This is a genomic window from Nocardiopsis sp. TRM 82005 (assembly GCF_056312425.1).
The window spans coordinates 22,072-44,882 of the sequence record NZ_JBWDTQ010000013.1 but is presented as its reverse complement, the minus strand read 5'-3'; the positions used below and the strand labels follow the sequence as shown (position 1 = coordinate 44,882).

Genomic DNA, 22,811 nt, shown 5'->3' with positions numbered 1-22,811 from the left:
ACCTCCGGTGTCACCGGGGAGTCCTATGCTGGACGGGCAGTCAGGCGGGGCAGAACTGGAGAGGGAGCGGCCGAATGGCGAACCGATGGTGGGGCAAACCCTCGGAGTTCCGCTGGGAGCAGTCGGCCCTGGAACACATCCGCGAGTACTTCCCTGATCGGGAGCCCTACCGTGCCTGGCAGGGCATGTCCTTCACCGCGCGCAACCACCGCGTCCGCGAATGCGACCTGTTCGCCGTCACCCCCACCGGTGCCTTCCTCATCGAGATCAAGAGCAACCCGGGACGCGCCACCAACCGGGGTGGTGAGTGGACCTTCACCAACGGTCACCGCCAGACCATCACCAACCCGCTGCACCTGACCGAGCAGAAGGCCAAGGAACTCAAGGACCGCCTCCAGTGGGCGGCCAGGAAACTGGGCCTGCCCGACGACGTGCGGATCCCCTTCATCAAGGCCGCGGTCTTCCTCTCCGCCGACGACCTGCGCTGTGACTTCGACGAGGTGCAGCTGGCGGAGGTCTACGGCCGGGAGGGGCTGGAGGACCAGACCGGCCTGGACGGCATCTGGAGTGGTCTGCTCGGTCGCCCCCACACCACGGTCAGCCCGGGTTTTCTGAAGAACGTCTCCCTCCTGATGGAGACGATCGGTGTCCAGTCGCTAGACCGCGCGCTGAAACTGGGTGAGTACACGCTGGAGAAGCGCTCCTTCGACAGCGGACCCACCTGGACCGACTACCGGGCCCGGCACCAGCAGTTGGGCAGCAGCAGCCGGGTGCGCGTTTACCACTACGGCGAGTCCCCGAACGAGGACGACCGCCGTTCGGTCGAGCGTGCGGCCAAGCGTGAGTACATGTCCCTGGAGGGCATCTCCCACGAAGGAATCGTCAAGGCCGAGTACTTCGGGGTCGTCGACCAGGTCGGTCCGGGCATCGCCTTCCGGCACCAGTCCTCCTGGACGCGGCTGGACCACTTCATGGCTGAGCACGGGGACGACCTCGAGATCGACACCCGGATGGAGATGGTCCGCCAACTGGCCGAGGCGGTCAACCACGCCCACCGCAACCGCCTGTTCCACCGTGCCCTGGCCGCGCGCAGCGTGTGGGTGGAGCTGGACGGCTCCTTCCCGAGGCTGTACATCGCCGACTGGCAGGTGGCCTCCCGTGAGAGCCTGCGCCTGCGCAGCGGAGGTCACACACGGCACACCTCCGGTGGCGGGGGCGCGACGGAGCACCTGGAGGCCGCGCTGGGCGAGCGGGCCCTGGCCGTGCACGTCGAAGCCGCCGCTCAGGCCTATCTGGCCCCGGAGTTCCCCGACTACGGGGGCAGGGCCGCACCCCAGGACATCTTCGGCCTCGGTGCGCTCGCCTACCTCGTCTTCACCGGCCGGCCGCCGGGCCGCAACCGCCGCGAGCTGAGCCGACAGATCCAGGAGCACGGCTGCCTCACCCCGGCCGCGGTGAGCGACGACGTCATTCCCCAGTTGGACACGCTCGTTCGCGAGGCCACCCGCCGTTCCCCCGGTGACCGCCTGTCGACGGTCCAGGCCTTCCTGCGCATGCTCGACCAGGTCGAGGAGTACCTGACCCAGCCCGAGGTCAAGACCGACCCGCTCACCGCACGACCCGGCGACGAGACCGAACAGGGGTGGAGGGTCCGGGAGGTCCTGGGCAAGGGCGCCACGGCGCGCGCCCTGCTCATGAGCGGGCCGAAGGGCGCGGAGGTCGTCCACAAAGTCGCCCTCAACTCCGGTTCGGCAGCCACCTCCCTGCGAGGAGAGGCCCAGACGCTCCGGATCGTGGGATCCAGCAACAGGATCGTGGCCCTGGCCCCCGCTGGAGCGGGCCAGGAGGCGGGTGTGCGCGAGATCGGCGAGCGCACCGTCCTGCCCCTGCAACACGCGGGGGAGAGCACCCTCGCGGACTACCTGTCCCGCCAGGGGGCCCTGGGCACCGGTGAGCTGCTCCGGTTCGGGCAACACCTCTTTGACGCGGTCGAGCACCTGGAGGTGAAGAAGGTCTTCCACCGCGACATCAAGCCGGCCAACCTCGGTGTCCAGGAGCCCCCCAAGCAGGGTCGTGCCCTGGTGCTCTTCGACTTCTCCCTGTCCAGGACAGCGTTGGAGAACACCGCCGCGGGCACCCGCGGCTACCTCGATCCGTTCCTCGGACCCGACCGCCCCTACGACGAGTTCGCCGAACGCTACGCCCTGGCCGTGACCCTGCACGAGATGGCCACCGGAGAACTCCCCGTGTGGGACGACGACGGAGTCGGCCCCGAGTTCCTGGCCGACGACGTCGAGCTTCCGCAACTCTCCGGCGACGCCTTCCCCGAACAGAACCGGACCCTCCTGCTTTCCTTCTTCCACCGCGCGCTGCACCGGCGGGTGGAGCGGCGCTTCGCCACGCTCCAGGACATGCGCAGTGCCTGGGAGGCGGCCCTCTACGCGGCCTCCCCGGTGGCCGAGACCGTGGTTGAGGACGAGGCAGCACGCCGACGCAACGCCGACAGCGCGGACCTGAACACGCCGTTGCACCTGGCCGGGCTCACCCCGCTCGCCCTGGACACCGCCACCCGGGTGCTGAAGTGCGAGACGGTGGGCGACCTGCTCACCAAACCCGTCCAGGATCTTCACCGCCTGCGCGGTGTCTCCCTGCCCACCCGCAACGAACTGGTCAAAGCGGTCACCGACTGGCGCAAGCGCCTGGACGTGGCCGAGTACGCGGTCGCCACGCGGTCCAAGCTGCCCCGTGGCGCTGACGGTGACGACAAGAGGAAGGCCACCCTCGACCAGGTGATCCGCCAGTTCATCCCGGCCTCCACCGATGCCAACGGACGGTGGGTGGGTGCGGTGCGCGAGCTGCTCGGCATCCCCGAGAAGGCCGCGGCCCGCACCGACTGGTGGCCCACCCACCGCAAGGTCGCCGAGCGTGTGGGGCTTCCTCAGGAACTCGTGGACCGGGACCTGCAACACGCCGTCACCTACTGGTCCAAGAGCGCCTCACTCCTGAGTTCGGTTCGCGACGACGTGGTGGAGATCCTCGCCCGCAACGGCCGTGTCCGCGAGGTCGGACAGATCGCCGCGGAACTGCTCACCCTGCGCGGCACCTCACTGGAAGGGGACGCCCGAGCCGCCTACGCGATGGCGGCGGTACGCGTGGCGGTGGAGTGTGAGGAGCGCCGCACCGACCAGAGGTTCGTCGTTCGCCGCTACGACCGCAAGGTATTGGTCGCACAGGTCATCGATGACGACCCCTCGGTCCCGGTGGAGGGCGAACTGTTCGACTACGCCGAGGCGCTCGCTCGTCGCGCGGACGAACTGGTGCGTGTCCGGTCCGGGGAACCCCTGCCCACCCCTGCCACGGTCCGGGAGGCCCTGCGCGCCGTCACCTCGCCCGAGGGAATGGAGCCCCTGACCGACACCGACCTGGTGCAGTTGGCCGCGGTGGCCTCCAGCCGTGCCGAGGTCACTCCTCGGCTGGAGCTTTACCCGGTCGACCTGGACCTGGAACGGGCGCTTCAGCTCACCCAGGCCGTCGGTTACCTGGGCGCTCCCGGTATCACCCCGCAGCAGGTACGCGACCGGGTGAGGGCCCGCTTCCCCGCGCTTGAGGCTCCCGGGGACGGGCAACTGTGGGACCTGCTGGCCGGCAAGTATCCCAAACTCCGCAAGCGTGAACACCAGGGCACCATCTATTGGTACCTGGAGCCAGAGCTGACCACCTACCAGCCCTCCACGCACACGGGACCACACCATGCTCCGGGGCAGCTCGACGCCGCCTCCGCCCGAGCCTGGCAGCAGTTGGAAACCTCGGTGGGAAGCGGGGGTTTCCGTGCGCTCAAGACGTGGATGCCCGACACCGAGCGCAGCGCCGAGGCCTTGGTCCGCGCCCCCGGCGTGGTGCCCTTCGACGTCTCCACCGAGTTCGTCGCGGTCGTCGACGAGGTACTGGGCGAGATCGGCGGCGACCTGAACTGGGATGTCCTGGCCGAGGCCGACAACAGTCGCCCCGCGGCCTTCGAACGCATGCTGGGAGACGTCTTTGAACGGCTCGGCCACCGGGTGCGTTCGGCGGGGGCCGCGGGGCCTGGCGAGGACGCTGTGGTGCTGCTGTACCGGGCGACCCCTCTGGCCCGCTACGCTCCGGGCCGCGCCCTGTTGGGCTCCCTCGTCCAGGAGGCACGCGAGGCGGGCACCAGCCCGTACGGACTGTGGCTGCTGTGCCCGATGCGCGGCCCCCAGGGGCCCGCGACCCTGGACGGTCACCCGGCGGGGATCATCAGTGACTCCGAGCAGGTGCTGCTGCCGAAGGGCTTCGCGGTACCGGAGGCCGCGCCGGCGGGCTGAACCGGTGTCGTGGCGCAGGGCGGTGAGCCCCCCGGTTGGAAGCATTGAGGCGGGTGAGGGTGCTTCTGGCACGGGGGTTCACCGGGGATGGCGGCTGACTGTCCACAGGTGCGGGAACTGCCGTGGCGCCCGGGGCGGTGCGCGCGGATAGTGGAGGGCATGAGCCCCATGCCCCAGAGCCCCATGGCCGCGGCCACCGTGACCGCGATCGGTCAGTACGGCGTCCTCTCCTATACCCAGGCCCGGGGGTGCGGGCTCACCAAGAACGACCTCCAGCGGCTGGTCCGGCAGGGGGAGTGGCTGCACCCCCACCGCGAGGTCTACGTCGTGCGGTCCCTCATGCCGGAGGCGCACAACCTCGACCGGCTGCGCTGCGTGGCCTTGGCCGCCCAGCTCGCGCTGGGGCTGTCCGCGTGCGCGGCCGGTCGGACCGCGGCGAGGCTGTGGGGGATGCGGGGGCTGGAGCCGTGGGACGGGCGCGTGGTCCACATGGCAGTCCCGGGGCTGAAGGTCCAGCGGCGACTGACCGGGGTGGAACTGCGCGGCTGGGACGTGCGGCCGGAGGAGACCACCGTGGTCGGGGGTGGGGCCGGTGGAGAGGGTGTCAGCGGGGTCGGTGGGGTAAGGGTTACCGATCCCGGGAGGACCCTGCGCGACACCCTGCCGGAGCTGGACCGGGAGACCGCCGTGTGCCTGATGGACTCCGCCCTCAACCAGGGACTACTCAGGGAACAGGAGATCGTGGCCCTGAACGATGCCGTTCGGGGGCGGCGGGGGTGCGTGGATGTGCGCCGGTGGTGGGGGCTGGCCGACGGGAGGTCGCAGAGTCCGCTGGAGACCCGGATCCGCCTGGTCTGCCGGGACGGCGGATCACCTCCTGACGAACTTCAGCGCCGCTTCACGGACTCCGGCGGCAGCACAGTCGCGGTGGTGGACTTCTGGTGGGAGGGGGCCCGGCTCATCGGTGAGGCGGACGGGATCGGGCCGCACAGCACCCCGCGTGCGCTGGCCAGGGACCGGGAGCGACAGAACGCGCTCCAGAGGCTGTACCCCGGGGTGCGTATCGTCCGCTTCACGTGGGCGGATCTGCGCAGGCCGGGGTACATCCTGGCGCTGGTGGCCGGGGGAGGGCGGGCCTCGGCGTGAGGGTGGGCAGACCCGTCAACCCATCGATCGCGCGCAGCAGCAGCGCGCGGGCCTCCTGGCCGTACCTGGCACCTCGTGCGCACAGGTCTTGACCCACCCGTGCAGTCTGCTGCCCCTCGAAAGGCGTCAACCGGTCGCATCACCGAGGTGTCCGGTGACAGCCTCACGTAGGTGCTCGGCTCTGGGGTCAGCCAGGCCCGACAGGGCTTCCAGCACTTCGCGCCAGTGTCCGCGTGCCGCCTCCGTTTCGCCGTTCCGGGACACCACGGCGGCCAGGCGGTCAAGGCATACCGCGAGGTTCCAGCGGGCCTTGTTCCTGCGGTATCCGCCTACCGCCTGGTGGAAGAACTGTGCTGCCTCGACCAGGCGTCCGAGTGACTGGTAGACCTCACCCGCGCCCTCGAAGGACTCGGATTCGCGCACGTGGTCGCCGATTGAGCGGTGCAGTGCAGCTGCCTCATGGAAACTCGCCAGAGCCTCCTCCGGTTGGTCGAGCAGCGTTTGGGCCCTACCAAGCTCCAAGAGCGCGAACCCCTCCCGGACCGGGTTGTCCAGTTCCCGGGCGACATCGAGAGCACGCTGCGCGTAGGACAGCGCGCGGTCGGTCGAGTCCAGTTCCCGCCATGCCGCACCCAGACAGGCCAGGCAGGCGAACTCGCTCATCCTGTTGCCGATCTCGCGGTGTATCGCGACAGCTTCCTCGGCCAGGGCCACTGATGCACGAAGATCTCCCGCATCGAGCAGTGCGTCCGCCAGGTTGCCGAGCGTGATCCCCGCCCAACGCCGCTCGCCCAGACGCCGGGCGATTTCGAGTGAGCGTTCGAAGTCCTCGCGCGCCTCGTCGAGCCGGTGCTCGCGCAGATGCGCCAGCCCCAGCGCGTTGAGCGACATGGCTTCCCCGAGCTCATCACCCAGCTCCTGCCGTAACCGAAGAGCCTGCCGATGGTGCGTGATGCCCTCCCGCATGCGGTGGGACTGTACGTACGCCATGCCCAGACTCTCCAGGAGGTCCGCTTCGGCCGCATGCTCCTGCTCTCGCCGGGCCGCACCGAGCCCGAGGAGGGTCGTGGCGATCCAGGCACTCATGGGCGTTCGGTACACGTAGACGTGTCTCAGTACGACCGGTAGGCGCCAGGCGATTCCGTCCATCCCTGCCCCGGCGGCGGCCTCGGCCATGGCGACCAGGTTCCTGCTCTCGGCCTCGAACCATCGGACCGCGTCCGTGTTGTCGGTGAACTCGCGAATGTCACCGGCAGCACTCTCGATCGAATCTGAGCCCGGCTCCAGCTGCCGCAGTGGTGAGTCCACCGCCCTGGCCGCGGCGTCAGCGGTGCGCAGGTACCAACTCAGCAGGCGCCCCAAAGCCTCTTGTTGACTCTCCGGTGGCTCCTCGCGGCGCGCCTGGTCCAGCGCGTAGGAACGCAGAAGGTCGTGGAAGCGGTACCGGTCCGGGCCGGTCTGTTCCACCAGGTGCGCGCCCACGAGCATGTCCAGAACGCGCCGTGCCCGCCGGACCGGTAGACCGCTGAGGACAGCCGCGGAGCCCGCGTCGAAGTCGTGGCCGGGATGCAGCCCGAGCAGCCGGAACAGGCGTGCGGTCTCCCCCGGTAGGGCCCGGTAGGACCAGGCGAAGACGGTGCGGACCGCGTCGGCTTCCTCCTCCTCGTCGGTGGCGAGGGCGTCCCAGAGAGCGGACTCGTCCCGCAGGTCCTGGATCAGCTCCGCCAAGGGCATGTGGGGTCGTCCGGCGGCCCGTTCGGCGGCGATGCGCAGGGCAAGGGGTAACTCTCCGCACAGACGGGCCAGCTCGGCGATTTCGTGTGGCTCATCGCGCGGCCGGTGGTTCTCGGTGACGTGTTCGAGGAGCTCCACGGCCTCCGCTGGCTCCAACGTACGCACGGTGAGACGCCGCGCTCCGTCCCGGGCGACCAACCCGGACAGTCGGTCCCGACTGGTGACCAACACGACGCACGCCGAGGACCCGGGTAGCAGCGGGCGTACCTGCGCCGCGGTCGCCGCGTTGTCGAGGACGACGAGCACGCGCCGTTCGGCCAGGAGGGAGCGGTAGAGGGCGGAGCGGCTGTCGACGTCCGCGGGTACGGCGTCCGCGGGCACCCCGAAGGCGCGGACGAAGCGTTCCAGCGCCTGATCCGGTTCGACCCGTGGGCCGGACCCGTATCCACGCAGATCCACGTAGAGCTGGCCGTCGGGGAAGCGGTCGCGCACCCGGTGGGCCCAGTGCAGGGCCAGAGCGGTCTTGCCGACACCGGCCGTGCCGGTGATGACGTGAACGGGAGCCTCAGAGCCGCCGGCGGAGTCCTCAGCGCGCAGGTGGGTGCTGAGCACCTCCAGTTCGCCCACCCGGTTCACGAATCCGTGCACGTCACCAGGGAGCTGCCCGGGTACGGGAGCGGAGTGCGCCGTCGGGCCCTGGCCGTGGAAGTGCACCCCGCCTCGGACGTCCCGCGCCTGCACCGCGCGGCCCGCGACCGCGCCCATCTGTGCACTGGCACTGGTACCGGGTCGCTCGTCGGGTTCCTCACCGGGTTCGGAGGGCCTGCGGTCAGTCACGGCTGAGCGCAGCCCCCTCAACGTCGCGCGGGAAGTAGCGCTTCAGATCCTCACCGGTCTCGTGGAGCGCGGCGATCTCGGCGCGGCACCGTGTGGTGGTGGCGTGGTCGGTGAACCGGACTCCGCCTCGGAGAACACCCTGATCGTCGTACCGGATTCTGTACGCCACCTCGTCGCCGAGCCCGACGATCTCGGGTACCTGGCCACTGTGTTCCCACGCCGCGAGGGGTTCGGGGGAGATGATCCGGACGTCCTCGCCGCACTGGGCTCGCAGATGGAGGGAGTGCAGTTCCCACAGCAGATACGTCGTGAAAGGCTTCTCCACGACACGAGTTCGTCGCAGCACGCATCCCGCTCGGGCGAGTTCGGCGAATTCCTCCCGCAAGGAGGAGCGGTTGTTCTCCAGAAGCCGGAGGGACTCATCGTGGCGTCCCTCCCGGAACGCCATCCAACTGTCACTTTCCGGCTGGTGGAAGACCTGCCGCCGTTCGAGCTTCCAGATGTCAGTGTTCCTGAGCGATGCCAGACGCCCATCGAAGTCGTCGAGATAGGGATCGAGCTCCAGCCGGTCACCGGAAAGGCCGTCGATGGTGTCAAGCATCAGGGATGTCCGCTTTCGCTGATATCAGGGTGTTGCGGGGGATGATGACCAGACGTTCGTCCTCTGCGATGGCGGCACCTGACGGCAGACGTTCCGCGTAGGCGTCGGTCAGGTCGCGCCCGATCACGGCGATGTCGCCGTTGTCGAGTTCCCAGATGTCGGGGCAGCCGCTGGCTCTGTCGGTGTTGCCCAGTTCGGCTGGAGACCTGCCCAGCCTCCGTGTCATGTCAGCGGACGGGTCCGCTTCCCAGGGACGTGTCATGGTGGCCCTCCTACGCGCTCTTGGAATCGGGGGTGAGCGCGTGCGAGAAAAATACCACGATGGTCGTGTTGAGCCAGGCTGGTATTTGTTCTCGGCAGCGAAGCCGACATGAACCGGAGCGGGTGCTGGAACCCGTGCCGGAAAGATGCGGCTATGCCGGTGAAGTATGCGGATGACGTGGTATTTGATGCCGGTGCTGCGTGCTGATGTGCAGTGAGGACGGTGGTGGTTTGTCTGGCTTCCTTCGGTGGCGTTCGAACTGCTACTCCGAGAAAAGCGAGCGCAAGAGTCCTCGGTCACCCGTGTGCTCAGATTTCGGGTCTGGGTGAAGCTGGCGAGGGTGCTGGCGCCGCTGGCCGATCCCAGTCTGAAGGCTCGTCGAAGGGCGAGGGCAGGGCAGCCGATGGTCGAGGGGGAACCGCGGCAAGAAGCAGTGAAGCAGTGTGGTGGTCGACGGGATACTACCCATCGACCACCACGTGTCGCCGAGGTCAGCTCTGGGAGGTGCGGGCGATGGTGAGGAAGGCGTCCCACTCGGCGGCGGGGAAGGGGAGGTGGCCCTTGGTGGGGTGCTTGGAGTCCCGCACGGCCGCGCCGCAGGGCAGGTCGGCGACCTCTACACAGTTCTGGCCATGCGCGCTGTAGCTGCTCTTGCGGAAGCCCGTGGGGATGTGGGCGACCTCGACACAGTTTTGGCTCTGGCCGCTGTAACTGCTCTTCCAGAACACCAGATCGTTGATCATCATTCGCTCTCTAGGGATTTCAGGAGGTCAGCGATGAACCTTGCTGACTGTGCGGTGCTCAGCGCCGAGCCCTGGACATCGCTGTAGGTAACAGTATGCTGCTCGACCTCTTCCGGTTCCTCCAAGAAAAGGCCGTCTGTAGCGGTGTCCACGAACACGATGGGTAGGTCCAACGGGTCTGGGAACTCAAGGATGCTGAAGGAAGCAACAAGTGCCGCATGTGCTCCGGCTGCGAACGGTAGGACCTGAAGGTCTACGTTGGGGAGTTCGGCCATGTAGAGCAGGTGGCGCATCTGCTCAGTCATGATCTCATAGCTGCCCATGGGGCGGCGTAGCGCTGCCTCATCGAGGACCACGCGGAACTTGGCTGGGTTGAAGCGGGTCAAGATCTCGCGTCGAGCCATGCGTGCCTGAGTACGGCGTTCAATCTCTTCCGCTCCCGTGTACCGCCCACCTTGAAAGACCGCATGGGCATACTCAGGAGTCTGAAGTAGCCCGGGGATCACTGAGGACTCGAAGGTGCGGATGGCGGATGCCTCCGCTTCGAAGTCCGGGAGTGACTGAGGTCCGAACACCTCCCGGTACTTCGACCACCAACCCCGGACCTTGGCGTCTTGCGCCAAAGCGTGCAGGGCTTCGCGCTTAGCCGGATCGCTGATCTTGTACAGCTCCAGCATCTTGTCGAGGTCATCGGGCTTGACCTTCTGAGTCTCAGCGTTCTCGATCTGGCTGAGCTTGCCAGCGGCCCACCCGAGTGCCTTGATCGCTTGGGTCGAGGTGAGCTTCGCATCAGCTCGTGCACGCTTGAGCTCGGCGGACAGTCGGCGGCGGCGGAGCGTTGGGCTGTGAGGGCGTTGCATGGCACCAGTGTAGCCCAATAGGTACGAGAATCGTTTTTCTCCGTTGACTTATCTGAGTCTCACACTTAAGCTCATGGTGTGGTCAGTGATCAGGGACTCACACAGAGTCTCTGTCGATCAGGCTACGCCGTGCCCCTTCCCTCTGCTGGGGAAACGCGAAGGTCTCACACCTGCGGGCACGTCGAACCCCCGTTGTCACTCCACTCACGCAAGGAGTCTGTTCGTCATGCCCGCAACCGCATCCCTGACTGGTCTGCCCGAGGTGACCGTCCCGCTCGGTGAGTTGGTCCCGCCGCGCTGCCGTCACTACTTCACCGGCGACGCCGACGTCCGCAGCTACAAGGCGCGCTGCTACTCCTTCGGCGGTTCCGTCCAGTACCTGCCGCTGGTGCGTGCCTTCCTGGCCACCTGTGCCGCCACCCAGTCCGAGGACTACCGCTATCTGTTCACCCTGCTCGGGTCCGAGATCGCGAACAACGCCGTCGAGCACAGCCGCTCGGGTGAGCCCTACGGCACCTACACCTTCAAGTGCGAACGGCGCGACGGCGGGCTGAAGCTGACCTGTCGCGACCAGGGTGCGCGCAACTGCGAGCAGGTCGAATCCGACCGGCGTTCGTACCTGCGCGCCCGCCCGAACGGGCTGGATCTGTCCGCTGAGTCCGGGCGCGGCCTGGCGCTGATCAACGCTCTGGCCACCTCCTGGGGTGACAACGGCATCCCCGACCACCGACAGGTGTGGTTCTTCCTGGCCTACGACCTGACCGACAACCTCTGGAACACCGCCGCGTAGAGCGCGGCTCATCAAGTCAGACGTGAAACGGGCCCAGGAGAGCGCGGCAACGCTCTTCCCGGGCCCTCCAATCCCAAAATCCACCACTGCTACATAGTGAGAAAGCAGGATCGATGACGCATCCTATCCCTGTCCCGCGACCCTCCAGCGACCCGCTGTACCGGACCCCGCTGCCCCTGCCGCCGCTGCCCCGGCGACGTCCGCTCATCGGCCCGTTCTGCCCGGCCTGCGAGCACCCCTCGTGCCGCAAGCGCCGCGCCCAGCGCCTGCCCCGCCTGGGCGGCCACTTGGCCGAGTACCAGCGAGAACACGCGTTCGCCGCCGCCCTCCAACGCCGTAACCCGCGCCTGGTCATCTGGTACGGGGAGAAAACCGGTTCCTACTGGGTCGCCTCCTCCACCGGCCTGGCCGAGGTTCCCGCCATCGGAACCCTCGCCCGCCTCCTGGAACCGGCACCCGTCCTCGCCTGACCCGGTGACTCTCTCAGCGGCGGTGGCCTGCCCCGCAATAAGGGTGGTCGCCGCCGCTTCACCGTTCCAGAGTGGAGTGGTTCATGTACCTACCGTGGAGTGGGCTTTTCGGGTGCGAGCAGGTGCATCCAGACGACAGAATAGAGGGGTACCCCGTCCCTCATCGTTGTTCTGGAGCCCCCATGGTCGATCATGCTCTGTTGCTGAAGGACCTACAGAAGCAGGTCCGCTTGCTGGAAACGGACCTACGGGAGCGCAGTGAGGACTCCACAGCGTTCAAGGGGTTCAACCGTGAGGGTGAGCTAGAGACCTTCGACGCGGCTCTGAAACGCGAGTACCAGGAGGCTCGTGACGCTGAACGCACCGCTACCACTGAGGGCGCGTGGCGTGAGGGCCAAGTGACCCAGGCCGCTGTGGCGTGGGTGCTGGCGACGGTGTTCGTCCGCTTCTGCGAGGACAACGAACTCCTGGAACAGCCCTTCCTCGCCGGACCGAAGGGCGAGCACGACCGGTACAACGTTGCTCAGGAACTCAAGGACGACTGGGTCCTCCAGGGGCGCAGCGAGAATCCGGATGCTCCCGAGCGGACCGATCGTGACTGGTTGGAGCACGCCTTCGAACAGATGAGCGTGTCAGCGGTGATGGCCGGACTGTTCGATAAGAAGCACAACCCGATGTGGAGCATCACGCCGTCTCACCAGGCGGCCAAGGCCCTGATCGACTTCTGGCGGTCTGTGGGCGACGATGGGCACCTCGTCCACGACTTCACGGACTCCGAGTGGAACACTCGCTTCCTTGGTGATCTCTACCAGGACCTGTCCGAGGCTACCCGCAAAACCTACGCGCTGCTCCAGACCCCCGAGTTCGTCGAGGAGTTCATTCTCGATTACACCCTTGAACCTGCGGTGGAGGAGTTTGGGCTTGACGGGAATCGGATCTACCAGTCTGAGAGCAAGGGTTTCCGCCTGATTGACCCGACCTGTGGTTCGGGGCACTTCCTGCTGGGGGCTTTCCATCGGTTGCTTGCCAAGTGGCGAGAGGCTGAGCCGGGTGCTTCCGATTGGGATCTGATTAGCCGTAGCCTGCGCAGCGTGCATGGTGTTGACAAGAACCCCTTCGCGGTTGCGATCGCTCGTTTCCGTCTCCTCGTCGCTGCTATGAAGGAAGGTGGAATCACGCGCCTGAGTTCGAGCACTCCAGAGTGGCCTATCATTGTAGCCACAGGTGACTCGCTTATCCATGGGCGTGGTGCTCCCGGCGAACAGGGGACACTCTTCGGTAGAGGGATTCACTATTACTCAACAGAAGATGTGCATGAGTATGTTCCTAGTCATGATATCCTTGGGTTTTCTAGCTATCACGCAGTGGTAGGTAATCCGCCTTACATTACTGTCAAGGATAAGCGAGAAAATCAGAACTATCGGGAATCTTACGGTCAAGTTTGTTCTGGTAAATACGCACTTTCGGCTCCTTTTGCTCAGCGGTTCTTTGATCTGGCTAAGATTGCTGGCGGATCTAGCGAAGTCGCGGGTTTTGTTGGCCAGATCACTGCCAACTCTTTCATGAAGCGTGAGTTTGGAAAGAAGCTCATCGAAGACTTCTTCCATATGAAAGTGGATCTGACTCGTGTTATCGATACGTCAGGTGCATATATTCCGGGGCACGGGACACCTACAGTGATCCTATTTGGGCGGAATCGGATGTGGCGAACGGGGAGCCCCATTCGTGCTGTTCTGGGTATTCGTGGTGAGCCTTCTCAGCCGGACGAACCCAAGATGGGGCAGGTCTGGCGGTCAATTACAGATCTCATTGAATCCCCTGGTAGTGAGAGTGAATGGGTGAGCATTGTCGATCTTGATCGAAAAGTTCTTAGTGCGCATCCCTGGAGCTTGAGTGGTGGTGGCGCCTCCCACCTGCTTTCAACTTTGGAAGCAAACGTGAAATTGAAGGAAGGAAAGATTTCCTCCATTGGCTTCTGTGATATCACGGGGGATGATGATGTTTTTGTCTTCGGATCTACTATTTCTGCAGGCTTGAAGTTGTCAAGAGTTCCCTGGAAGCCACTTGTGCTGGGGGATGCAGTGAGGGATTGGTCGAATTCCCCCGTGAATGTTCTGTGGCCATACAATAATGGGCTTCCAGATGATTCGCTTCGTGGGAGTGTTCATTTCTTTCCATATAGGTCAATTTTGCGATCAGGGTTGACTTTTGGGAAAACCCGCGAGCAGCGCAACCTTTCTTGGCATGAGCATACAATGCTCAACTGGAGTCGAGTTAATTCACAATTCTTGATTTCATTTTCCTTTGTGGCGACGCACAACCATTTCGTTCTTGACCGAGGAGGGAAGGTATTCAATCGTTCGGCTCCCGTGATCAAGTTGCCTGAGGGTACGACGGAGGAGCAACACCTGGAGTTGCTAGGGGTGTTGAACTCCTCGACGGCGTGCTTCTGGCTCAAGCAGGTGAGTCACAACAAGGGCAGCACAGTGGACAACAAGGGAGCGCGGCAGACAACGATCCCGTGGGAAAACTTCTACGAATTCACTGGTACCAAGCTTCAGGAGTTCCCGCTTCCCCAGAAGTTGCCGCTGGCACGTTCCCAGGAACTCGACTCCCTTGCGCAGAAGCTATCCTCCCTCGAACCCTCTGCCGTTGCTGCGACAGGCGCTCCTACTGCTGGCCGGCTTAGAGAGGTTCACGCTGAATACACCGCCACCCGTCAGCGTATGATTGCTCTCCAGGAAGAAATTGACTGGGATGTTTACCACCGGTACGGGCTCATCACTGATGCCCAACTCGCTGAACTGGCTATCCCGGATGCCGCTGACGTCCCATCCATTAACCTGGGAGAACGGGCCTTCGAGATCGTGCTGGCGCGTAAGATGCAGGAACGGCCGGATGAGGCTTCAATGGCTTGGTTCAACCGGCACCGTTCCACGCCCATCACTGAGATTCCCTCTCACTGGCCTGAGGCCTATCAGAACGTCGTGGCCAAGCGCATCGAACTCATCGAATCCGAGAAGAACATCGGCCTGATCGAGCGCCCCGAGTTTAAGCGCCGCTGGCAGTCCGAGCCCTGGGAGAAGAAGCAGAAGGCCGCCCTCAAGTCCTGGTTGCTGGACAAGTGCGAAGATCGGAGCCTGTGGTTCACCACCGATGACTACGGTGACGAGCGCGCCCGTCCGCTCTCCGTTCGCGGGTTGGCCAACCGGGTGCGTGACCTCTTCCCCGAGGCCGCCGAGGTTGCCGCGCTCTACGACCCCGCACAGGACTTTTCACAGGTCATTGCTGAGATCGTCAAGACCGAACATGTTCCCTACCTTGCTGCGCTCCGCTACAAGGACTCCGGTCTGCGTAAGCGCGCGGACTGGGAGCACGTGTGGGACGAGCAGCGAAAAGAAGACAAGCTCAACGCCGACTTGGAGGAAGGCGAGGAGGAGAAGCGTCTCGACATCCCTGTTCCGCCCAAGTACAAGTCCACGGATTTCCGCAAGAACGAGTACTGGGTCAACCGGGGCAAGCTCGACGTGCCCAAGGAGCGGTTCGTCTCCTACCCCGGAGCTGAGAGCGAATCCGACCCGACCCTTCTCCTGGGCTGGGCGGGCTGGGACCATGCCCAGCAGGCCGACGCACTGGCCACCCTGGCGCACGAGCGGCTCGAACAGGACGGCTGGGCAGAACAGCCGGACAAGATGACCCCGCTGCTGGCCGGGATCGTCGAGTTGCTGCCCTGGGTCAAGCAGTGGCACACCGAACCCGACGAGTACGGCGACACCCCCGCCGACCATGTCGAGGAGGACCTCACGGCCCTGCGCAACTCCACCGGCATCACCGACTCACAGATGCGGGGGTGGCGGCCCGCTCCTGCCACTCGGGGGCGGCGCAAGAAGGCCTGACCCGTTCCCCGCGTCAACCCTCCGTCGAAGGTGTGCGGTCCCGCGATGACAACCCGCGGGGCCGCACACCCGTCCCACAGGTGTGTTCCACCTATCCGGCACGGTGGCGGCTTCCCGGTCGTCCGGCCGCGAGCCCGTCGGCCACGGCTGTCCGTGCCCCTGTCCGTCTTCCCGGGCCGCAACGGTCAGCGGTCTCCCGGCAGTGCCCTCCAACAGGGCCTTCTGGCAGTGCTTTTCGCGCTCTCTGCCGTGTCCCTCTGTCACCACGTCGGCATAGGCTGGAACCCAGACAACTTCGGGAACCGCGTCCCACCCTCCTCGTGGCCCGCACGTGGTTCACCTCCCCCTGTAGACAGCAGAAAGGTGCATGGTGGCGACTCCTCCCCCTGGGCCGGGCAGCGCTGGCAGCGAACGGGTCGGCAACGGCCGGGTCATCAGCGACCTCATCGACATCCCGGTTGCCGTCCATGACGGTGACCTGGTCGTCAAGCTCACCGAGAGCACGTCGCAACGCCAGGCCCAGGCCATCGACACCTACGTCGTCACCGACCAGCTCGCGGAGTGCTTCGACAAGGCCCTGGAGACCATTCGCTCCTCCGTCGCCGACGGCAAGTCCCAGGCCGCCTACCTGCACGGCTCCTTCGGCGTGGGTAAGAGCCACTTCCTGTCCGTGCTCTCCGCGATCCTGGACCACCACCCCGACGCCCGCGGCAAGGAGGGGCTGGCCGACACCGTCGCCAAGCACGACACCTGGCTGGCCGACAAGAAGTTCATCGAGGTCAAGTGCCACCTCATCGACCCTGAGGTCTCCCTGGAGACCAACATCCTGGGCGGCTACGTCCGTCAGGTCCGCGCGGAGTACCCCAACGCTCCCGTGCCGCCCGTTTACCGGGCCGACGGGCTGCTCGCCGACGCGCGCGCCATGCGCGAGCGGGAGGGCGACGAGGCGCTCATCGCCCAGCTACCGCCGCGCACCGCCGATTCCGGAGCCGAGGGAACCGCCGCTGATCCCGGCCGCTGGGGCAAGTACGGCGGCCCGGATTTGTGGACCACCGAGATCCTCGACCGGGCCTTCGCGGTCCTGCCCGGCACCAGCGACGGCGCTGAGCGGTCCCTGCGCGAGGAGCTCATCAGCGCGCTGCTCAAGGGGCCCTTCCAGCGCTTCGCCGACACCGTCGGCGACTCCGGCGACGCCTACGTCCCCATCGATGAGGGCCTGTCCATCATCAGCCGCCACGCCAAGGAACAGCTCGGCTGTGACGCCGTCGTCCTGCTCCTGGACGAGCTGATCCTGCGCTTCACCGCCTTCATCGGCGACGAGGGCCGCATCAACGCCGAGATCCAGAAGATCGCCAAGCTCGTGGAGTCCTCCCGCAGCGAGAGGCCCGCGCCCATCGTCAGCTTCGTGCCGCGCCAGCGCGACCTGCGCGACCTCGTGGGCCTGGGCGGCGGCACCGAGGGCGTCTCGCAGGCCATCAGCTACTGGGACGGGCGCTTCGGCCACATCAAGCTCGCCGACGCCAATCTGACCGAGGTGGTCCGCCACCGCCTCATCAAGCCGCGCAACGCGGAGGCCGCAGCCGAGATCGACACGGCCTTCGAACGCGTGCTCAACACCCGCGCCGAGGTCCGCGACGCCCTGTTGGACACCGAGGGCGGTGACACCAGCACCTGGGAGGACTTCCGCGCCCTCTACCCGTTCAGCCCCGCCCTGCTGCACGTCATGGTGGACCTGTCCGCCGCACTGCAACGCCAGCGCAGCGCCCTCAGGCTCCTCCTCCTGCTGCTGGTCAGGCACCGCACCACCCTGCCCGTCGGCCAGATGGTGCCGCTCGGCGCGCTCTTCGACGTGCTCTTCGAAGGCGAGGAGCGTCCCTTCAAGGACCACCTCAGCTCCGAGTACGCCAAGATCCGCGCCTTCTACCGCAACAAGGTGCTGCCCTGGCTGCGCAAGCGGCACGAGGCCGACCAGGTCGAGATCAGCGACCTCGACGTGCGCTCCCAGTTCCGCCGGGAGGACCTGCTCGTCAAGACCCTGCTGCTGAGCGCCCTCACCCCCAACGTGCCCGCCCTGAAGGACCTGACCGCGGGCCGGGCCATCGCCCTCAACCAGGGCATCGTCAAGGCCCGCCGTTCCGGCCAGGACGTGCACACCGTCACCGAGTTCTTCAAGCTCATGGCGGCCCAGTTCGGCGAGGTGCGGGTGGGCGCCCAGACCAGCGACCCCACCGTCTCCCTCAACCTGCTGCGGGTGGACACCGAGTCGCTCATGCGCAGCGCCTACCCGGCCGCCAACGACCACGCGCTGCGCCAGCTGTTCAAGCGCCTGCTGTGGAAGGAGCTCGGACTCGATGAGGGGGCCGAGCGCACCAACGTGGTCTGGCGGGGCACCCAGCGCACCGTTGAGATCGTCTTCGGCAACGTGCGCTCCACCGACGACATGGGCCGCGAGGAGTTCCAGCCCGTCACCCCCCATGCCGTGCGGATCGTCCTGGACTATCCCTTCGACGAGGGGGGCCACAACCCCTCCGAGGACCGCCACCGGGTCCAGAAGCTGCGCGAGGAGTTCCCCCAGCCGCCCGCCACCCTGGTGTGGCTGCCCACCTTCCTGTCCCCGAGCAGGCTGGAGGACGCCCGCCGCATCCTCATGATGGAGTACCTCCTCCAGCCCGACGTCATCGAGGAGAAGGCGCCCGATTGGAGCAGCGACGACCGGCGCGAGGCGCGTGCCCAGCTCGACAACCAGCGCAACCAGCTCACCAACCAGATCAGCGCCCTGCTGCGCGGCGCCTACGGGTTGATCGAGACAGGTCGGGACAACAGCGACTACGGGGCGCCCGCCGACCCCAACATCGAGCCGCTGACCCCGTCCCTCAACATCCCGCTGGAGGCTGGGAGCCAGTTCCCGGCCGCCCTGGAGCGCATCACCCGCAAGCTCCTGGACCACCTCTATCCCGAGCACCCGGACTTCTCCATCGGCACCGGCAAGACCCCCGTGCGCCGACCCGACCTGTCCACGGTCCTGAACGCGGTCGAGGCGGCCAAGGCCGAGAAGCTGCACAACTACACCCCGCCCAAGACCGACCTGTCGGCCCTGCGGCGGATCGCCGACCCGCTGGAGATCGCCAAGGTCACCGAGGTGTTCGTGCTGCGCGACGAGTGGGTGCGCAGGCTCGACAGGTACGCGAGCCTGGACCGGGCCGACACCACCGACGTGAGCGTCGCCGACCTCAAGAAGTGGATCCGTGACCGCGAGGACGGCCGGGGCCTGCCCGAGGACGTCGTCGACCTGCTCGTGCAGGTCTACGCCATCCAGAGCGACCGGGCCTGGATCCGCGCGGGCAAGCGCTACACCGGTGTCGGGTTCGGCCAGCTCAGCGGCGACATCGTGCTGCGCCGCCAGGAACTGCCCTCGGAGGAGGACTTCGACCGCGCCAACGAGCGCGCCGCGAAGATCTTCGGGCTCACCCGCCAGCCCGTCCTCAACGCCCGGGCCGTCCAGCGCATGGCCGAACAGCTCAAGGAGCAGGCCGGACGCTGGCAGGTGGCCTCGGAGAGCCTGGTCAGGGAGCTCACCCGGCACACCCACGTGCTCGGCCTGGACGAGCAGGCGCCACGGCTGCGCACGGCCAGGGCCTGCGACGAACTGCTGAACCGGCTGCGCGGGCTGGCCGACGACACGGAGCTGGTCAGCGCGCTCGGACAGGCCGACCTGCCCGAAGAGGCGCCCGTGTACAAGACCAGCATGGCCGGGGCGGCCAACCTCGCCCAGGCGCTGGACGCCGTCCAGTGGGACATGCTGGACGCCCTCCAACAGATCGCCCAGGAGGGCGGGGACGACTCCGAGCAGGCCGCCCGTATCCTCGCCGACCTCCAGGAGGCCGCGCGCCACAACGAGCACGGCAAGCGTCTGGCCACCGTGCTCAGCGCCACCAACAGTGCGGTCGTCGCACTCCTGGTCAAGAAGACCCCGCGCCCCGATCCCCGGCCCTCGGCCGGCGGCGGCACCGGATCCGGGTCCGGTCAGGGCCTCACCGGGACCGGCACGGGACAGGACGGCCGGACCGACCCGGTTCGAGTCTCCGACCACTGGGTGCGGATCGACCCCGACACCGACGTCGCCGCGGCCGTCGCCGACCTGCGCGCCGCACTCGACATCGCCCCGGGCAAGAGCATCCAGATCACCATCCGGGAGGCCGAGTGAGTACCGTCACCCACGGCAGCGGCCCGGCCCCGGCGGCTCCGGCCCTGGGCCGGGTCACCGAGGAGGCCGTGCTCAGCGCGCTGGAGCGGGTACTGAAGGCCGAACGCAAGAGGGTGTCCAAGGGCCACCCCGCCTCCGCCTCCCGTGTACTCGCCCTGTCCGCGGACCCGCACTGGGACGGACCGGAGACTCTCACGCTCGCTCACGAGGGCGTCAATCTGACGGTGCGCGTGGCGGGCGCCGACAGCGTGCTGGCCGCCGTGCGCGCGCTCAGCCTGCCCCGTGGTGCGGACGAGTACCTGGTTCTGCTCACCCCGCGTGAGCCCGCCGAGTTCGGCGAGGCCCTGCTGGGCCGCTTCCTGGGAGAGGACGTCCTGCGCCTCAACAGTTGGGAGCTGCTCGCCACCGACCTGCGGATCACTGGTGTCGACCCCCGGCTGTACTCCCGGCACTGGAGCTGGCTCGCCGACACCCTGCGCGGTATCCGCGCCACCCGGCCGCTGCGCCTGGGCGCGGGCGTGCTCAAACTCGAACAGGCCCTGTCCATCGCCGTCTCGGTCCGCTTCGGCCGCGAGCCGGGTGACCAGATCGACGGGGCCGCGCTCCTGGAGTGGAGCCGTGACCCCAACGCCGTCACCGCCTTCACCCTCCTGCACGAGAACGAGCGCAACGCGCTGCGCGACGCCGTGGAGCGCAGTCTCGGAGCCGTCCCCCGGGTGCTCTTCCGGTTGCTGGACCGGGGCCAGGTCCTGGACGCCGTCCCCATCGGACTGGCCCTGTCCGAACTCGCCGACGCGGCCAAGCACGACCAGAGCGCCCACACCGCCTGGATCCGCGCCCAGGAACGCTACTTCGGTGTACACCAGCCCGGCGCCGAGGACACGGCCGACTTCTCCCTGGCCTGTGTCGCCGCCCTGCTGCGCCTGCTCGACGGACACGAGCAGGCGCAGGCCGCGGAGACCATCCGCCGTGCCGAGGAACTCCTCGCCGAACTCGACGCCGTCCCCGTCGCGCGGGCCAGCCGCCTGCTCGACGCCGGCCTGCACAGCCGCCTCGCCGACCTGGGACACCAGATCACCCTGGCCCTGGGCGGCTCCGGCGACGCGGCGGAGGACTCCCTGCCCCTGCCGCAGGACCTGCGTGAGGTGGAGGCGGCCCTGGAGCGGCTCCGGAGTCACCGCCGTCACGATCCGGGAGAGGCCGAGGGCCGGGCCGCGCTCGACGCCGTCCGACTCCTGCGCCGCCTGGCGGGCGGGACGGCGCAGCGGCCGCTGGGGGCGGACACCCCCACCACCGCCCACCAGTGGATCCAGGTACACGTGCACCACACCGGATGGGTGGACCGCGCCGCCTCCGGCATCTGGCACACCGGTACCCAGATCCCCGAACTGCACCAGGCTCTGGAGGCCCTCTACCGCAGGGTCCGTGCCTGGCGGGCACTGGTCGACGCCGAGTTCGCCCGGGTGGTCAACCGGTGGAACGGCAACCACGCCCCCAGCGATGCCCAGCCGCGCGCCGAGAACCTGCTCGCCCAGTTCGTCCGTCCCCTGACGGCGGACCGCGCGCCCCTGGTCGTCGTCCTGGACGGAATGAGCGTCGAGGTGGCCGTACAGCTCGCCGAGGAGGTCAACGCACGCGGTCGCCTGGCCGAGATCGGCCGTGTCAACGGGGAGACGGCTGGCAGGGAGGGTGCGCTGGCCACCGTTCCCTCCACCACCAACTGCTCCCGTGCCTCCCTGCTGACCGGCAGCCTCACCGTCGGCAAACAGGACAAGGAGAGGTCCGGTTTCACCGCCCTGTGGGCCACACCCTCCTTCGGACGCCGCTCAGCGGTCCTGTACCACCAGCGCGACCTGGAGAGCGGTGCGGGACTGCACCTGCCGCCGAAGGTGCAGGAGGCACTCGACGAGACCGACACCGTGGTCGGTGTCGTCCTCAACACCATCGACGACGCCCTCGCCAAGGGGCGCGAGGGCAACAGCCAGATCTGGGAGCTGCACCACGTCGGCAAGCTCGGGACGCTGCTGGACGCGGCGGCCCGGGCCGGGCGCCCCGTCGTGCTCACCTCCGACCACGGGCACGTGTGGGACCGCGGGGACGGCGCCAAGACGCAGTCGGGGGAGTCCGCCCGCTACCGCACGGGAGAGGCGGGCACAGGAGAGGTCCTGGCGACCGGGGACCGTGTCCTGCTCGGTGACGGACGCCTCGTCGTGCCCTACCGCGAGGACATCCGCTACACCGATCGCAAGGAGGGCTACCACGGCGGTTTCAGCGCCGCCGAGATGGTCATCCCCGTGCTGGTGTTCCTGCCCGCTCCGGACGAGACGCCCAAGGGCTGGGACCGGCTCGCCCCCGGCCGGACGGAGCCCGTGTGGTGGTCCCGGCCCCTGGAGGGCACTCTCGTTCCGGCCGCGGCGTCCTCGATGGACAACACGGTCAGGGGTGGCACCTCCGCGGCCGTTCAGGCCCCAAACATTGCCGTTACGACTCCGGGCACGTCCAGTAAGGCCAGAGGCGCCGCCGGAGGCGGGCGTTCACGCAGGCAGGCCGTGCCCGACCAGACCCCCGCCCTGTTCGGAGACGACGCCGTCGCCCCGCGCACCCTGGGCACCAAGGTGGTCGGGTCGGCCCAGTTCGAACTCAGTCGCAAGCGTGTGGCCAAGGCGCCCTCCGCCGAGGAGATCGCCGCCGTCATCGACGCCCTCGTCGCCGGTGAGGAGACCCACCCGCGCCTGCCGGTCAGCGCCGTGGCCCGGGCCGCGGGCAAGCCCGAGGCGACCCACCGCGCCGCGCGCTTCGTGAAGATGGTCAGCAAGGTCCTCAACGTCGAGGCCTACCCCGTGCTCACCCTGCACGACGGGGAGCGCAACGCCGAACTCAACACCGCACTGCTCCGGCAGCAGTTCCTGAGTGGAGGGAGCTGAC

The 22,811-nt window shown here is 67.3% G+C and carries 12 protein-coding genes; 7 read left to right on the top strand and 5 right to left on the bottom strand.

What is annotated here, in order from left to right:
• The first annotated feature begins 74 nt into the window (after nucleotides 1–74).
• Nucleotides 75–4,343, top strand: a complete 4,269-nt coding sequence (gene pglW, locus AC0T5L_RS10345) for a BREX system serine/threonine kinase PglW (protein ID WP_476165195.1) — start codon at nucleotides 75–77, stop codon at nucleotides 4,341–4,343.
• 159 nt (nucleotides 4,344–4,502) lie between these two features.
• Complete coding sequence (locus AC0T5L_RS10340) at nucleotides 4,503–5,489, top strand: hypothetical protein (RefSeq protein ID WP_476165194.1); 987 nt, start codon at nucleotides 4,503–4,505, stop codon at nucleotides 5,487–5,489.
• A gap of 126 nt (nucleotides 5,490–5,615) precedes the next feature.
• Here AC0T5L_RS10340 and AC0T5L_RS10335 read toward each other — a convergent pair whose 3' ends face one another.
• The 5 genes from AC0T5L_RS10335 to AC0T5L_RS10315 form a co-directional block, all read right to left on the bottom strand.
• The gene (locus tag AC0T5L_RS10335; protein ID WP_476165218.1) at nucleotides 5,616–7,988 is read right to left on the bottom strand and encodes an ATP-binding protein; all 2,373 of its coding nucleotides are present in this window, start codon (nucleotides 7,986–7,988) and stop codon (nucleotides 5,616–5,618) included.
• Between the two features lie 64 nt (nucleotides 7,989–8,052).
• Nucleotides 8,053–8,661 (bottom strand): DUF6879 family protein, encoded by a 609-nt coding sequence (locus AC0T5L_RS10330; protein WP_476165193.1) that lies wholly within the window; start codon nucleotides 8,659–8,661, stop codon nucleotides 8,053–8,055.
• The gene (locus AC0T5L_RS10325; protein ID WP_150241173.1) at nucleotides 8,654–8,923 is read right to left on the bottom strand and encodes a hypothetical protein; all 270 of its coding nucleotides are present in this window, start codon (nucleotides 8,921–8,923) and stop codon (nucleotides 8,654–8,656) included. The genes AC0T5L_RS10330 and AC0T5L_RS10325 overlap by 8 nt, the downstream gene beginning before the upstream one ends.
• A 491-nt stretch (nucleotides 8,924–9,414) precedes the next feature.
• Nucleotides 9,415–9,666: a DUF397 domain-containing protein gene (locus AC0T5L_RS10320; protein WP_476165192.1), complete on the bottom strand. Its 252-nt coding sequence runs from the start codon at nucleotides 9,664–9,666 to the stop codon at nucleotides 9,415–9,417.
• Nucleotides 9,666–10,526 (bottom strand): helix-turn-helix domain-containing protein, encoded by an 861-nt coding sequence (locus tag AC0T5L_RS10315; RefSeq protein ID WP_476165191.1) that lies wholly within the window; start codon nucleotides 10,524–10,526, stop codon nucleotides 9,666–9,668. Before AC0T5L_RS10315 ends, AC0T5L_RS10320 begins: the two co-directional genes overlap by 1 nt.
• A gap of 226 nt (nucleotides 10,527–10,752) precedes the next feature.
• On the opposite strand from AC0T5L_RS10315, the gene AC0T5L_RS10310 reads away from it, so the two are divergent.
• The 5 genes from AC0T5L_RS10310 (at nucleotide 10,753) to pglZ (ending at nucleotide 22,810) form a co-directional block, all read left to right on the top strand.
• A complete protein-coding gene (locus AC0T5L_RS10310) occupies nucleotides 10,753–11,316 on the top strand; it encodes an ATP-binding protein (RefSeq protein ID WP_476165190.1) in 564 nt (187 codons plus the stop codon).
• A gap of 113 nt (nucleotides 11,317–11,429) precedes the next feature.
• Complete coding sequence (locus AC0T5L_RS10305; protein WP_476165189.1) at nucleotides 11,430–11,786, top strand: hypothetical protein; 357 nt, start codon at nucleotides 11,430–11,432, stop codon at nucleotides 11,784–11,786.
• 182 nt (nucleotides 11,787–11,968) lie between these two features.
• Nucleotides 11,969–15,682: a BREX-2 system adenine-specific DNA-methyltransferase PglX gene (pglX, locus tag AC0T5L_RS10300; RefSeq protein ID WP_476165188.1), complete on the top strand. Its 3,714-nt coding sequence runs from the start codon at nucleotides 11,969–11,971 to the stop codon at nucleotides 15,680–15,682.
• A gap of 370 nt (nucleotides 15,683–16,052) precedes the next feature.
• Nucleotides 16,053–19,886: a BREX-2 system ATPase PglY family protein gene (locus tag AC0T5L_RS10295; protein WP_476165187.1), complete on the top strand. Its 3,834-nt coding sequence runs from the start codon at nucleotides 16,053–16,055 to the stop codon at nucleotides 19,884–19,886.
• Complete coding sequence (gene pglZ / locus AC0T5L_RS10290; RefSeq protein WP_476165186.1) at nucleotides 19,883–22,810, top strand: BREX-2 system phosphatase PglZ; 2,928 nt, start codon at nucleotides 19,883–19,885, stop codon at nucleotides 22,808–22,810. Before AC0T5L_RS10295 ends, pglZ begins: the two co-directional genes overlap by 4 nt.
• Nucleotide 22,811: the final 1 nt, after the last annotated feature.

Bases quoted from the DNA above. Each gene is read 5' to 3' on its own strand.
- AC0T5L_RS10320 (WP_476165192.1), bottom strand. From the start codon at position 9,666: ATGATCAACGATCTGGTGTTCTGGAAGAGCAGTTACAGCGGCCAGAGC.
- AC0T5L_RS10315 (WP_476165191.1), bottom strand. From the start codon at position 10,526: ATGCAACGCCCTCACAGCCCAACGCTCCGCCGCCGCCGACTGTCCGCC.
- AC0T5L_RS10310 (WP_476165190.1), top strand. From the start codon at position 10,753: ATGCCCGCAACCGCATCCCTGACTGGTCTGCCCGAGGTGACCGTCCCG.
- pglW (WP_476165195.1), top strand. From the start codon at position 75: ATGGCGAACCGATGGTGGGGCAAACCCTCGGAGTTCCGCTGGGAGCAG.
- AC0T5L_RS10325 (WP_150241173.1), bottom strand. From the start codon at position 8,923: ATGACACGTCCCTGGGAAGCGGACCCGTCCGCTGACATGACACGGAGG.
- AC0T5L_RS10335 (WP_476165218.1), bottom strand. From the start codon at position 7,988: ATGGGCGCGGTCGCGGGCCGCGCGGTGCAGGCGCGGGACGTCCGAGGC.
- AC0T5L_RS10330 (WP_476165193.1), bottom strand. From the start codon at position 8,661: ATGCTTGACACCATCGACGGCCTTTCCGGTGACCGGCTGGAGCTCGAT.
- pglX (WP_476165188.1), top strand. From the start codon at position 11,969: ATGGTCGATCATGCTCTGTTGCTGAAGGACCTACAGAAGCAGGTCCGC.
- AC0T5L_RS10305 (WP_476165189.1), top strand. From the start codon at position 11,430: ATGACGCATCCTATCCCTGTCCCGCGACCCTCCAGCGACCCGCTGTAC.
- AC0T5L_RS10340 (WP_476165194.1), top strand. From the start codon at position 4,503: ATGAGCCCCATGCCCCAGAGCCCCATGGCCGCGGCCACCGTGACCGCG.